The 13409-nt window shown below is 43.0% G+C and carries 11 protein-coding genes; all 11 read right to left on the bottom strand.

Going from position 1 to position 13409, the window contains the following annotated elements; genetic code table 11:
• Window positions 1-73: 73 nt before the first annotated feature.
• Entirely contained in the window at window positions 74-847 is a 774-nt protein-coding gene (locus H6G92_RS15390; protein ID WP_190894521.1) for a glucose 1-dehydrogenase, read from the bottom strand.
• A gap of 86 nt (window positions 848-933) precedes the next feature.
• Window positions 934-1743 carry an MIP/aquaporin family protein gene (locus H6G92_RS15385; RefSeq protein WP_190894520.1) on the bottom strand — a complete coding sequence of 270 codons (810 nt, stop codon included), beginning with the start codon at window positions 1741-1743 and terminating at the stop codon, window positions 934-936.
• A 555-nt stretch (window positions 1744-2298) separates the two neighbouring features.
• Entirely contained in the window at window positions 2299-2877 is a 579-nt protein-coding gene (locus tag H6G92_RS15380; protein WP_190894519.1) for an NADPH-dependent FMN reductase, read from the bottom strand.
• A 129-nt stretch (window positions 2878-3006) separates the two neighbouring features.
• A complete protein-coding gene (gene malQ / locus H6G92_RS15375) occupies window positions 3007-4527 on the bottom strand; it encodes a 4-alpha-glucanotransferase (protein ID WP_190894518.1) in 1521 nt (506 codons plus the stop codon).
• 142 nt (window positions 4528-4669) lie between these two features.
• On the bottom strand, window positions 4670-6217 hold the full coding sequence (locus H6G92_RS15370; protein WP_190894517.1) for an EthD domain-containing protein: 1548 nt from the start codon (window positions 6215-6217) through the stop codon (window positions 4670-4672).
• Between the two features lie 99 nt (window positions 6218-6316).
• The gene (locus H6G92_RS15365; protein WP_190894516.1) at window positions 6317-7510 is read right to left on the bottom strand and encodes an MFS transporter; all 1194 of its coding nucleotides are present in this window, start codon (window positions 7508-7510) and stop codon (window positions 6317-6319) included.
• A gap of 308 nt (window positions 7511-7818) precedes the next feature.
• On the bottom strand, window positions 7819-9543 hold the full coding sequence (locus tag H6G92_RS15360) for an iron uptake porin (RefSeq protein WP_313889968.1): 1725 nt from the start codon (window positions 9541-9543) through the stop codon (window positions 7819-7821).
• A 54-nt stretch (window positions 9544-9597) separates the two neighbouring features.
• Entirely contained in the window at window positions 9598-10332 is a 735-nt protein-coding gene (locus H6G92_RS15355; protein ID WP_190894515.1) for an SDR family oxidoreductase, read from the bottom strand.
• A 176-nt stretch (window positions 10333-10508) separates the two neighbouring features.
• On the bottom strand, window positions 10509-11588 hold the full coding sequence (locus H6G92_RS15350; RefSeq protein ID WP_190894514.1) for a cupin domain-containing protein: 1080 nt from the start codon (window positions 11586-11588) through the stop codon (window positions 10509-10511).
• Window positions 11589-11656: 68 nt separating this feature from the next.
• Window positions 11657-12115: a nuclear transport factor 2 family protein gene (locus H6G92_RS15345; protein ID WP_190894513.1), complete on the bottom strand. Its 459-nt coding sequence runs from the start codon at window positions 12113-12115 to the stop codon at window positions 11657-11659.
• Between the two features lie 62 nt (window positions 12116-12177).
• Window positions 12178-13302, bottom strand: a complete 1125-nt coding sequence (locus tag H6G92_RS15340) for an alpha/beta fold hydrolase (RefSeq protein WP_242059149.1) — start codon at window positions 13300-13302, stop codon at window positions 12178-12180.
• Window positions 13303-13409: the final 107 nt, after the last annotated feature.

Raw genomic sequence — 13409 nt, 5'->3', positions numbered from 1 at the left:
ACATCCTCTTAGTGGGATAGGTTCCTAAATCAAATCGGACTGCTATATGGGATTTAAATGCGTAAAAGCTTACCTACTGTTCGTGATAGTTCCGGCTAAGCCCCCCATCTACATAAAAGGTTGCGCCTGTGATATAGTCGGCATCAGATGAGGCTAAAAAAGCAACTATCGGTGCGATATCCTCCGGCTTGCCTAAGCGAGCCAAGGGAATGTTCTTCAACAGCGCCCCTAATTTTTCAGGATCGTTTAATAGCTTACTATTGATTGGTGTCTCAATTGCTCCTGGAGCCACATTGTTGATTGTGATTCCCAAAGGCCCAAGTTCAACTGCTAAATTACGCATCATCATCTTCACACCACCCTTACTAGCACAGTAGGAAGTGAAGTGAGGAAACGCTATTTCCTCATGGGTAGAGCTAATGTTGATAATTTTGCCAGTTCGTTTGGTTTCGATCAAGTGCTGTACTATCGCTTGAGTAGCAAAAAATGTGCCTTTCAGGTTGAGATTTAGCACCGCATCATAGTCAGCTTCAGTGATGTCCCAGAAATCTGCATTCTTGCCGTCAATACCGGCATTATTTACTAAAATATCGAGTTTACCAAAGTATTGAATACCTTCGTTTATCAGTTGGCGGATGTCGCTAATGACACTTAAGTCAGCTTTGAAAATTAAACCTTTGCGTCCAGAAGCTTCTACTTTTGATAGAGTTTCTTCAGCCCCTTCGAGATGAGAGCGATAGTCAATCACAACATCTGCACCTTCTTGAGCAAGACGCACAGCAATAGCTTGACCAATTCCGCTGCTGCTGCCAGTTACTAAAGCTACCTTACCTTGAAGTTTATTCATTGACTTTCTCTTGATTTTGATATTTGTTTGACCTGAATCCTTGCATGAAAATAAAGTAAATTCTGTGAATAGGTGTAACGTTAAATCTAGTGCTGTTTCTTCAGATGTGGCACTTTAACGTTTTTGAAAATGCAAGGATAATGGGGAACGTGAAAAAGTTTACCTGTTAAAACTTCGCGTTCACCCATAGCTATTAATCGAAATACTCCTACACCAATCAATGCCCCTAATGGTGGTGCAATGCAATAAAGCCACTGGTCTTGCCAGAACCATGAAATTAAAGCAGGCCCCATGCTGCGTGCCGTATTCAAACTAGTACCAGAAATTGGCGCTCCTAACCAAACCATAGTTGCTACAAGAAGCCACACCATTAAAGGTGTCCAGCGTAATAACTGATGATGGCTTAAGAAAATAAATACACACAACACTAACAGAAAGGTCATGAAAACCTCAGCCAAAAATACATACCAAAGGGGGTAAATTTTATTAGGCAAGGTGATGTAATTATTCACACTCAGAGCATACTCACCCCACAATTTTGTTACTAAAAATGTGCCAATAATTGCACCCAAAAATTGACTAATTATATATCCAATTAGGTCACGTCCATGCATTTTTCCTTGTATCCAAAAAGCCAGTGATACGCAAGGATTGAGATGAGCGCCACTTAGTTTTCCCAATGGGGAAATAGTAAACAGTGCCCCACTTCCAGCAAAGATTAAGCCATTAATCAGTAAACGAGGACTCTCTGGAGGGATGAGGCGCTCCATAGGTAAACCTTTACCAAAATTGAAAGTAATTATACTGAATCCAACCAACAGATTGAATGCAGTTCCAAGGAATTCTGCACCATATTCAGACCAATTAAAACTTTTCCAATTTATGAAGCTATTCATAAGTTTATAAGTTCAAAAATCAAAGTGGACTTAGAGGATGTTTGAAAAGTCTTGTTGTTGGTAGCAAAAAGTTTTAGATCCCCCTAAATCCCCCTTTTGAAGGGGGACTTTAAGAAGTTCCCCCCCCTTTTGGATGGCAGGGCTGATTCATTCGATTTCTTAGGGATTTTGTCAAGAGTATGAGTCAGAAATTTGCTTGAGTGGGAAAAAGAAAAACTACCACCTCAACCAGCATTCTTTAGTGCGTTCACCATTTTCTTGCCCAATCAGATTTTTTAGTCACCTGTTTTTTTTTGCTTGAAACGCTTGTAAATCAGCGCCTTTTAGGGAATGAAACAGCCCTGCTTTTGAAAGGGGGATCAATAGGTGCAAAGATACAGCTAACCACTTTTCAAACAACCTCTTAATAAACCGCCACCAAATTGCTATCAAATTTAATTCAGATGAAAATGATTAACACAGATAGATTTATAAAACCCAGATGCATAAAGCAATTCCCAATCCCAAATAGTATTAGTAGCCTTAGTGCATCCGGTTTAGAAAATTATCAAAAATTTAGTAAAGCTTCAGCAATATGTTTGCTACATTCTTACCTAGTTTCTCAATAGATTCTTGCTGTTGGGGATCTCTTAAGCTGCCATCGGTGTTGAAGGCTTCATAAGCTTTAGGTACGGCTACCTGAGCGGGAAGTACCAAAACTCCTATGTTTTGCAGGATAGCCCGCAGGTGGGACAACCCCCGCAAACCACCAAGACCGCCAGGTGAAGCACTCATAATTGCAGCAACCTTATCTGCAAAAGCAGTCAATGGAGCTTCATTTGCAGATGGACGGGATGCCCAGTCAATGGCATTCTTCAAAACTGGTGTGAGTGAACTGTTGTATTCAGGCGAAGCAATCAGCAATCCTTGATGAGAAATCAGCAAATCCTTGAGAGTGCGGGCGTTTACAGGTAAACCTTCTTGAGCTTCCAAATCCTCATCAAAAAGAGGTAGTGGTAAATCGCGTAGGTCTAAATAAGTCACTTCTACTTCTGCTGCTTGAGCGCCAGCTGCCGCAATTTTGACCAATTTTTTATTGTAGGAATCAACGCGGGTGCTGCCAGCAAAGGCCAGAATTTTAGGTGTAGATGTCATAAGTATTAGTTGTAACAGAGTGCTCGTGAATTATACGGTTGTTGCTACGACAAAAGCGATCGCAACAGTTTTGTTTTGTGAGTGCAGATATAGAGTTTTTAGAGAAATAGCCTCTATGATCAAGACTTATTATGCTTGTAAGTTGCTGTGAGAAACAGCTCGTCCATAAATTTCAGTCATGGTTTTCAGGCGATCGCGCAGCTGTTTTGTTAAAGCCGCAGATTCATAACGCCATCCCCAATTACCTACACTTTGGCCAGGTAAATTCATCCGAGCAGAAGTATTCAATCCCAAAATATCTTGTAGAGGAATAATCGCTTGATTAGCTACAGAACTATATGCTAAACGAATTAAATCCCAGTAGATATCCGCAGAATTGGTACAACCTAAATAGTGAAAAACTGCTTTTGAATCTTGGTCTGCTAGTTGATTAAACCAGCCTACTGTTGTGTCATTGTCGTGAGTGCCAGTATAAACCACACAGTTGCGGGGATAATTGAATGGTAAAAACGGATTATCAGCGCCAGAATCAAAAGCAAACTGCAAAATTTTCATCCCAGGAAATTCAAACTGGTCACGCAAAGCTTCTACATCGGGTGTGATTTCTCCCAAATCCTCGGCGATGATTGGTAACTTGCCTAACTTTTGGTTGAGTACTTCAAAGAAAATCTCCCCAGGAGCTTGAATCCACTCACCATTAACAGCCGTTGTTTCCCCTTGTTTTACCGCCCAGTATGCTTGGAAGCCCCGGAAATGGTCAATTCGAATCAAGTCTACATAATCAAGGATGGTTTGGAAACGCTGTACCCACCAATCAAAGTCTTCTTTTTGTAACTGCGCCCAATTATAGACCGGGTTACCCCATAATTGACCAGTGGTACTGAAGTAGTCTGGCGGTGTTCCTGCCATCAATGCAGGTGAACCTGTTTGTTCATCAAGACAAAAGATTTGGGGATGAGACCAAACATCAGCGCTATCGTAAGCCACATAAATTGCAATATCTCCGATGATTTGGATGCCATGTTGATTGGCATAACGCTTTAAGTTTGACCATTGATAGAAAAACTCAAACTGAAGATATTTGTAGTAAGAAATTTCATGGCTTAATCGTTGTTGCCATTGTTGAACTGTATCTGGTTCACGTTCGGCTAAAGCTGGTTCCCAACTATTCCATTTGGCATCCCCATGAACATACTTCAGCGCCATAAATAACGCATAGTCATTTAGCCAGTAAGCCCTAGTTTGACAAAACTGTTCAAATTCCTTGTGCTGAATAGATGAAGCATAGGCTTTAAAGTTCTTAAAGGCTTTTTGCAGCAAAGGCATCTTGGTTTGGATGACCCGCTCAAAATCTACTGTTACAGTGCTATATTCTGGCAGATCGAAAAGGTCTTCTTTAGCTAGCAAACCCTTTTCTACCAGGAGTTCGGGACTAAGTAACAATGGATTTCCTGCCATTGCTGAATAAGATGCATAGGGAGAATTACTATCTCCCGTAGGTCCTAATGGCAATATTTGCCAAAGCCGCTGTCCACTGTCTGCCAAAAAGTCAACAAACCGATAAGCTTCAAATCCCAAGTCACCAATACCAAACCGACTTGGAAAAGAAGTGGGGTGTAATAAAATACCGCTAGATCTAGGAAAAGGCATATCAAGACCCTATGGTTAAGCCAAATCTACGTTGATCAAATATTTCCTGGAACTGGGGAATGGGGAGGCGACTAGCGACTGGCGACTGGAGACAACACCAAAGACTTCTTACAATTTGTCTCCCCATCTCCCCACTCCTGTCTTAGGCAGTCTTGATTAACTTCAGCAGTTCACTGGGAGCAAAAACATCGCGGTAGAACGTCAATTGTTCTGTTTTGAGATAGCATCCGCCTCGATGGCCACGTCGAATCCAGGTAACATTTCCCTTGGCGAGTGTTTCGTTGGTTTCATCATCGACACACTTCCATTCAAAGTAGGTAACTTCATCATGAAACATGACAATTGGCCAGCACATGGTCACACCTGGTTGAGCAATTAATGCCCACCAATGCTGTTCGCGCTCTTTTTGTTGTTCTAAGCCTTGATAGGGTCCATCCTGACAGAAATAAACTAAATCATCTCGATATTCACCTGTTAATATATCGCCACGTCCCTGTCTCAATGCCTCACAATGGGTAGGCCACCATTCTTTATTTTCTTGTTCAATTTGTTTTAGAGTGTAATAAGGACTAATTTCTGGCAAAGTTCTTTCTTTCATTGCCACAATTTTTTCAGCATCCTCTATGAGTTTTTTTGCTACATAAGCACTCACAAGTCCTGGTCGAGAATAATCTGCGGCTAAATCTTTGTAGTAGTTAGTTCGTTTATTAATCAATGTGTTGGTTGTGTTGGTGTTTTGGTGACCATTCGACTGACCATTTGAGTAAGAAATGAGTTTCTGCTCTAACATAAGACTAACTACGTCCTCCTTGAGTTGATTAGTTGCGCCAATATTTGCAATCAATTCTGCTACTGTAGAACTGCGCTGACCTGCTAGAGTCATTTTGCCGTCGTAAACAAAAGTGTAAGCACTTCGTTCGGGAAATGGTAAAAGCCGCTGCACATATTTAGCTTGGTCTTTAACAGCGATCGCATATTCTTTGGAAGCAAAAAATGTTTCCATTTCCAAAGGATTAGCAAAAGCAATTTCAAACGCAGCTTGATACTGTTTTTCTGGGGATTCGTAATGAGAAACCCCAGCCGCATCTGGACGAGAGTTATCTACTTGCTCGAACAAATGTAGGCGGAATTTGAAAACAGAATCACTCTCGATAACAGCTGGTGCAAAGCTATTTGTGAGATATCGGCGAAAATCTTCCACACTCACGGCATCAGATTTTTCCACCATAACGTGAAACTTAATTACACCTAATTGACCGTTAGGATCTCCTGTGGGAATGCTATCAAAATAAGTTTGAGAATTACCAAAACTAGTGTTGTAACCGATGGCTTTCCTGAATACATTATGCTCATCATCCATGAGGATGGCAGCAGATTTAAACCAGAGATCCCGTTCGGCTGCTGTCTCAAAGGTTAATTCGGCAATACCATTAAATTGATCTTCTTCTGGACAAGTGTATTCAATGCCGTTAATGGTTGGCCATAGACCACCTTCATTTGCAGCTACGTGAAACTGCCAGTATTGATTCTGTCCTGGTAGTCTGGCGCAAACTGGGCCGTGAACGTCTCTCCAATAGTCATCAAAAAGTTCTAGAGAAATTCCTTTACGTTTCCACAAGAGAACATAGAAGGATACTTTACCTTTTTGATCCCTGACTGCATAATCGAATTTTCTACTTGTTGCTAACATTACTGCTTTCCTTTGCTACATCTACTGTTTTGATTGAGATGAAAACTTAATCCTTAAACTTGTTTGATGTTTCAAGTTTTCCAGAATAACCTTAATTGATTACATGCATGTGCAACGTTTAAAAACTAAAAGAGTGGCAAGTGAAAAGATTGCAGCCACATAAAAAACACTACTAATTCCAAACATGCCAAAAGCTATTCCCATTAATAGTGGCCCTAAAGTTTGCCCAAATCCTAAAAAGGTTCCATTTATCGACATAATTGCAGCTAGATATTCCTTGGGTGCCATCTCTGCTAAGAGAGTTTGAATACTAGGGAAGCCGATGCCAAGGCCTACGCCAAAAATCATTGTTGAAATTAACAGGAACCAAAGACTGTGAATCAAGGGAATTATTGCTAGAGCGATCGCAAAGAATACAAATGATGCTCTCACCAAACTTTTTTTTGAGAACTTTTTTGTTAATTTTCCCAATTGCAGTGATGTGAGTGTAATTGTAACAGACATACTTGAGAGAATAATGCCAATCGTAAAAGCAGAGGCATTGAAGGAATTTTTCATCACAATTGGCAAATAGGTTACATAGGCTCCATAGAGGAGCATGAAAGTTGCAACCGTGCTGAAAAAAATTCCAAAAAATTGTCTATTTCTCACACTTCCCCATGCATTTCTCACATATTCAAGAAAATTCTGCTTGCTTTTTGGTTCCGGATTTTTGAGTGAAAACAAAACAAGCAGTCCTATAGGTATGGCCAATATGGGAAGCATAAAAGGATAATTCCATCCCATCACCGCAGTTGCTCCGCCAATAGTTGGATAAGTTGCAGTACCTACACTACTGACACTGGCGTTGTAGCCCATAGCAGTGGTGCGTTCTTTACCTGAATATAAATCGCCAATCAGCGTCACATTCAGAGAATTTAAGGAAGCTGCACCCATACCCTCAATGAAACGTAATATTAATAACAGATTAAAATCACGAACAAAGGCACATGCTACTCCGGCAATTCCAAATAACATCAGTGAGGGAACAAGTATTTTTTTTCTGCCTAATCGGTCTGCCAGGACACCAAGAACAGGAGTGAGTAAGATACTAGGAAAGGTGAATACCGTCACCAGTAATCCAACATTTTGAGGTGGTACATTTAATTCTTGGGCTAGCTTTGGAAAAGCCGGAGTCACACTGGAAACTCCTAGTATACCCATCAAAGTAATACCGAAAATAATCAGAAGATTTTGATCAAGATAGACTGGACTACGGTTTTTACCGTGACTGATATGTTCAATTGAATCCATATTTAGGCTTCCTTATTATTAACAATGAACAGTAAACAAGTGTTGTATTTCTCCCTGTATCTAAGTACAAAATTTTATTAATTTATAGCGAATTCTCTGCGTAACTTTGCGCTTACCTCTGCGCTCCTGTGCGTTTAAATTTCAACCCTCATTTCGCTACGATTTTACGCAAATTTGTTCACGCAGAGGCGCAGAGTTGCTCCAGAGTAAGAGTTGAGAAGAGTTGATTTTTGAATTTCATATTCAAATTCAGCAACGCCAACTTTGAGGTTAATTTGTGGATATTTCTAATAGTAGGAGCGCAGATTCTAGAAGGAAAAGACAGTCCGCACTGTACCAGTGATAATCGTGCCGTTAATGTTCTGATTACCAGGGTCGATGATTACCTGTACCAATGGCGTAACTCTGATGTTGTCGCTAATTGGTAAGTTATAAAACGCTTCAATATTAGTTTGGGTGGCATTTCCTACTGTATTTTCAATGAACGGTTGACCAGCAGCAATACCCGCTAAACCTCCTGGTACAAACAAATCTCGGAAAGCGATACCAGCCATCCAATAGTTGGGGTTAATGTCACCTTGGAATGTGTTGCTGTAGTCGCCATAACCATAACGACCAAAGACACCTATTGTTTGTGAGAGTGCTAGTTCAAAGTTGACTCCGAAAGCATTAAAGCGGCTATCTAATACTTCACCGCCAGCGTATTGGAGACGCACAGCAAAAGCTTTGCCCTCAGAGTACTCTAGTTCAATGATGCCTTGGTAAGGATCTGCGAACAAACCACCATCACCACCACGGTTAGGAAATATCAATATAGGAGCTGATGGTCCACCAATAAATCTCTGGCTATCAGAGTTTAAACTAGCTCCATTTGCAGCTACATACACTGCCCGTAGCTTAAATGCGCCTCCTCCCGGATTCCAGTTAATGACTGCACCAGATCCAGCCGGACGGGGGAATAGGATAAAGTTATTGATTAATGCTTGGGTTGAAAAGTCCAGAAAACTTGTATTAGCGTAGGCGTTTTTATCTACAAAGTCTGTAGCAACGATCGCTGCTCCCAGAGTTACACTCAGATCCTTAACAGGGGTGAAAGTGTAGAACAGACGACCGATACCCAACTGGTCGTTCCTACCAGGAACAGAAAAGTCTAGGACACTGCCAAAGTTGGGTTCCAAAAATCCGGCGGCGTTATCATTGGAACCATCGCTGCCTGAAAGTAAGCGGATTTGTAACAGATCGGTGCCGTTAAAACTGGTGTTCAGATTTAGAGAAGCCCGATAGATAAAGGTAGCATTCGGGTTTTCATCGGCAATCACTGCCCCTGTGGGAGCAATGATGCGATCGCCACTAAATCCGCCCATATTCACGGCAAAAATTGCTTGACCAATGAGCTTTGTAGTGGTAGAAAATTGACTAGCTGCTACCTCTGCCGTGCGTGCTTCTAAACTATCCACACGACCTCGCAAGGTGGCGAGTTCTGGTGAAAATTCAGTTTGCAAACGTTGCAAAGTAACTAATTCTTCTTGTGTTACTGAGTCTGCTGTCGCTGTGGCAATCTGCTGATTAACTCGCTCTAAACAAGCATTTAAATTAGCAGCAAATTCATAGCGGGTCAAAGCTTGGTTGCCACGATAAGTGCCATCGGCATAACCGGTGATACAACCATAGCGTTGAATTAAGGACTGCAATGCTTGAAAAGCCCAGTCAGTAAGCTGCACATCTGCAAACTGGGATACAGAGGTGACTGAATCCATTGAGGCAGGCGTGGAAAGAGTTTCACCCTGGAGAGTAGCATCTGGGGCTAGTTGGGCTATGAAAGTGGTGGTAGGTGGAATGGTTGTAGCTGTCGTGGTTTTGTCTGTTGTTCCCCAAAGGTCAAAGTTTGCAGCAGATACTGCCTCAGGAGTAATTAACCATTCTCGGCTAACAGCAGTAGACTCAGACACTCCAGCTAATGCAAAAGTACTCTGGGCAATTAGTCCCAGGATGCTGAGGCTACTGATCAAGTGCAAATAAATTCTTCTCACCACTGGTAATTTGTAAAATACTTTAACAAATCAATTTCTTTGCCCAAGCGTATGAATCTATACCGCTCCGCCGCCAGCTTGGATGTTTTGTCCTGTGAGCCAGCGTGCTTCTTCACTGACCAAGAACGCAACGACATCGGCTACGTCAGCAGGTTGCCCCAATCTACCCAAGGGAGACATCTTCAGTCCCTTTTCTTTCAATTGGGGATTGCTAGCGAGCATTTCCGTATCCGTAAATCCTGGTGAAACAGCGTTAACTGTAATACCCCGTTCTCCTATCTCCTTAGCAAGTACTTTTGTAAACTGCTCGACTGCTGCTTTACTTCCAGCGTAGATGGAAGCGGTAGGGCTAGGCGAAACAGTGCCACCTGTTGAAATGCTGACGATGCGACCGTTGTCCGCCATCCACCGCGCTGCTTCCTGCAAGGCGAAGAAAGTACCCCGAGTGTTGACCGTAAAGACCGTATCAAATTCTTCCTCCGTCAGTTGCACGAATGGCTTATAAATGGCAAGTCCTGCATTGTTGACTAAGATATCCAAGTGACCGAAGTGATCGATTGTTGCCTGGAACAAGTGGCGGATATCGTTAACTTTGCTGATGTCAGCTTGTAAGGCAAGGGCTTGTCCACCTCTAGCTTCGATACCTGCGATCACTTCTTTCGCTTTGGCAGAACTGTTAGCATAGTTTACCACAACGGACGCACCGTCTTGAGCTAAGCGTTCTGCGATCGCCCTTCCAATACCCCGTGATGCTCCAGTCACAATTGCGACTTTTCCGACAAGTGTTCCCATATTGTTATTCTCCTTGATTTCGCTGATCAGTTTAGCTGAATCTCTATAGATGACTGGAGTTTAGACTAAGCAACAAGAAACTACTTACCAACGCTGAGTTTAAAACAAAGAGGTTTCAGGCATCAGAGTTGGGCAAGTCCTCAAGTAATTAAGTTCGGTTCATCACAGATTCTTAGTTACTCTGGGTTTGAAAAACTGGCTAATTTCTGCTGTTTCTGCTTCTGTTTCAACACTAAAACCGTACCAAATCCCAATACACCCAACCAAGAAGATGGTTCGGGGACAGGAGTCGGGGTGCGAAGGAACAGCGTCCTTGCCTGGGTGGTTCCAAGGTTTTGAAAGCTGTAAGGTGTGTCTTCGGGAAGATAAACAAAGGTTCCGGGCTTGGCAACAAAGCTTTGGTTTTCCAACTCGAATGTCAGCTCCCCTGCTAGCACATAGAACGATTCAGCATCCTTAGAGTTGCTCTGTAGCAGTCCACCCTCAGCTTGCGGTTGAACGGAAACATCAAATAGCGAGAACAGACCGCCAGTCTCGTTGCCAGTTGCTAAAGAAGTATACCTGTTACCCCCAATTAAAAATGACTCACGATTTGGTGCCCCAGGCGGCACTACTACGAAATCTAAAAGTCCATCTGTTGGGGGGAGTGTGGTTCCAGGTGGTATAGGTTGTAGACCGTAATTCGGGCCTTCTTCGGCAAATCTTCGGAGATCCTCTTCAGTGATGGGAGGTGGCGGAACATTTCTGTCGGTAACTGGTATGCCTAAGTTAATGAATAAATTCTCAAGTCCGGCGGGAGTAGTGAGCGATAGCGTCCTCACCAGCGTTGATGTATTGTTTATAAATGAGTGAGGTCTACCTTTAGGAAGGTAAATGAAGGTTCCGGGGGTCGCAACCATGCTGTTGTTACGGTCTCCCATCTGAACCGTCAACTCTCCCTGTAGAATAAAGAACGACTCAGCTTCACGACCGTGGACGTGTAGATCAGGCCCGCCCCCAGATGGAACGTCAAAATTGAATAGCGAGAACAGTTGCTTGGTTTCTTTGCCAGTTGCTAAAAAGGTATACAGGTCGCCCGATGCGTAGAATGCCTCACGACCTGGGGCTTCTGGTGGTACAACTAAAACATTCTCTGGTTCTTCTTCATGCCCACTATGTTCCTGCCCACCGTGTGCGTATGCAGCTTGTAGCCCTAAACAAAAACCTGAAATCACTGCTCCAGCGACAAGCATTGATAACTTTTTTTTAGTAACCATATACAGGTGACTCTTTAACTAAAAATCTACAGTTTTGACATCCTAACAACGACTCTGTTAACTCACTGTTACCTGCTCAAAATAGCACTGGAAGAATCTTTATTTCTATTGCCATTTGTTTGGGTTGGTTGTTCTTGGGAGTTAGTTTGATAAAAAGGCAAAATATCTGCATAAACTCGCCATTCACTCACTTGGTTGCCTCTCAAGCGGTAAATATCACAACAGGCTATGGTCAAATGTCTTTTATCCTGCACAGTGATGTATTTCGCATCCATTTCTACAACAATAATGCCTGGTTCATTCCAAATTTTTCGGACGCTATGCCCTGTAAATTTGGCTGTATTTGTAAACATAGAAGATAAAAAATTCACCACAGCTTGTTTACCATAAACAGGTTCCGATGAACCAACTTTATAAAAGATGTCATCAGTGAGAAATCGCTTGGCTTGTTCCCAATTTTCATTAAGTACAAAGCTTGACAGTTGTACAACAGCTTCTAACTGTTCCGAAAGTAACTGTTCTGACATAATTACTCCTTTTTTGTCTATTAATTATTTGAAGCTAGCTATTGACGAAACAAAATCAGTTTCTACTTTGCTCGAAACAACTTTGAGGTTTCTGTCTGTCGCTGTCTGTGCTTTAACAGCACACCAGCACTGAAAGCGCCAAAGGCGAGTATGCTCAATGTAGAACTCGGTTCAGGAATATTAACCAAAGGAGGTTGAGATACAGGGTGATCAGAGTCGCCTAAGAAGCTCAGAAGCTCTTCAGTCAGAGCCTCTGCACACTCATCCGGTATGTAATGTCCGCAGCCCTGCATCGTGCCACCGCGAATGTTCTTGGCCACCGTTTGCAACTGTATCAAGGGAAAGTCTCCTAAGGTGCTTTCGCCCCCCAGCGCTAACACTGGCATATCGAGCATTTTAATGTGTTCTCTGTTGTACCTCGTGTCCTCAGGGAAAGCTCGGTAGTACTCGAATCCAGCGTGCAGGGCATCTGGGTTAGAATAAGTCCGAAGATACTCGTTGATGTCAGCCTCGGTGATTGCTGTCGGGTCGTAGGCATAATTTTCGTAGAAATGGGAAAAATAAATCCGCTCTCGCCCCGTGACTAAAGCCTCCGGGAGGTCGGGGACGGCATGAAACTGGAAGTGCCAAGCACTTTGTTCGCTTGAAACATTTTCCCAACCTTCGAGACCCGGAATCGGGACTTCCAGGATCGCCAGATGGTTTACGTCTTCCGAATAAGCATTGGCGTAGGCGTAGGCGATCTGTCCGCCTATGTCGTGCCCAACGAGAGAGATATCATCAAAACCGAGATGCTGGACGAGCTGGTAGATGTCTTCAGCCATCGTTCGTTTGTCATAGCCGCTGTCCGGCTTCGAGGAATCACCAAGACCCCGCGTGTCTGGTGCAATCACCGTGTAGCGTTCGGCCAGAGCAGGCATGATGCGATTCCACGCATATGAAGTTTGCGTCCAGCCATGCAGCAAGACGAGGGGATCGCCTTGTCCACCCATCACATAGTGTAGACGTACGCCGTTGACATCAGCTGTATGATGGGTGAACGTCGCATCAGAGTTCTCAGGCTCGCTTGTAATATTGCCACCGCCTATCTGCTCACTGCTAATTACGTTCTGAGCAAAGCTCGGCAAGGGCATCAGGCTCACTCCCAGCGCCACTGATGCGAAAAGCGAGGTTAGTCGTCTCATCATGATTTTTATTTTCCTTTGGCTATCTAACTTTGTTTCACTACTGCTAAGTTAAGGTTGCACTGACAAAGGATGAACTGAACCATGTTTTTCAAGATGGGGTGTGGACA

The sequence above is a fragment of the Nostoc foliaceum FACHB-393 genome (genome assembly GCF_014698505.1).
GTDB lineage: Bacteria > Cyanobacteriota > Cyanobacteriia > Cyanobacteriales > Nostocaceae > Nostoc > Nostoc foliaceum_A.
The sequence above is the reverse complement of the archived record's forward strand: the minus strand, read 5'-3'. Positions and strand labels throughout refer to the sequence as shown.

Coding starts and splice junctions, on each gene's coding strand:
- H6G92_RS15350 (WP_190894514.1), bottom strand. CDS start 11,588: ATGGTTACTAAAAAAAAGTTATCAATGCTTGTCGCTGGAGCAGTGATT.
- H6G92_RS15345 (WP_190894513.1), bottom strand. CDS start 12,115: ATGTCAGAACAGTTACTTTCGGAACAGTTAGAAGCTGTTGTACAACTG.
- H6G92_RS15380 (WP_190894519.1), bottom strand. CDS start 2,877: ATGACATCTACACCTAAAATTCTGGCCTTTGCTGGCAGCACCCGCGTT.
- H6G92_RS15365 (WP_190894516.1), bottom strand. CDS start 7,510: ATGGATTCAATTGAACATATCAGTCACGGTAAAAACCGTAGTCCAGTC.
- H6G92_RS15385 (WP_190894520.1), bottom strand. CDS start 1,743: ATGAATAGCTTCATAAATTGGAAAAGTTTTAATTGGTCTGAATATGGT.
- H6G92_RS15340 (WP_242059149.1), bottom strand. CDS start 13,302: ATGATGAGACGACTAACCTCGCTTTTCGCATCAGTGGCGCTGGGAGTG.
- H6G92_RS15355 (WP_190894515.1), bottom strand. CDS start 10,332: ATGGGAACACTTGTCGGAAAAGTCGCAATTGTGACTGGAGCATCACGG.
- malQ (WP_190894518.1), bottom strand. CDS start 4,527: ATGCCTTTTCCTAGATCTAGCGGTATTTTATTACACCCCACTTCTTTT.
- H6G92_RS15370 (WP_190894517.1), bottom strand. CDS start 6,217: ATGTTAGCAACAAGTAGAAAATTCGATTATGCAGTCAGGGATCAAAAA.
- H6G92_RS15390 (WP_190894521.1), bottom strand. CDS start 847: ATGAATAAACTTCAAGGTAAGGTAGCTTTAGTAACTGGCAGCAGCAGC.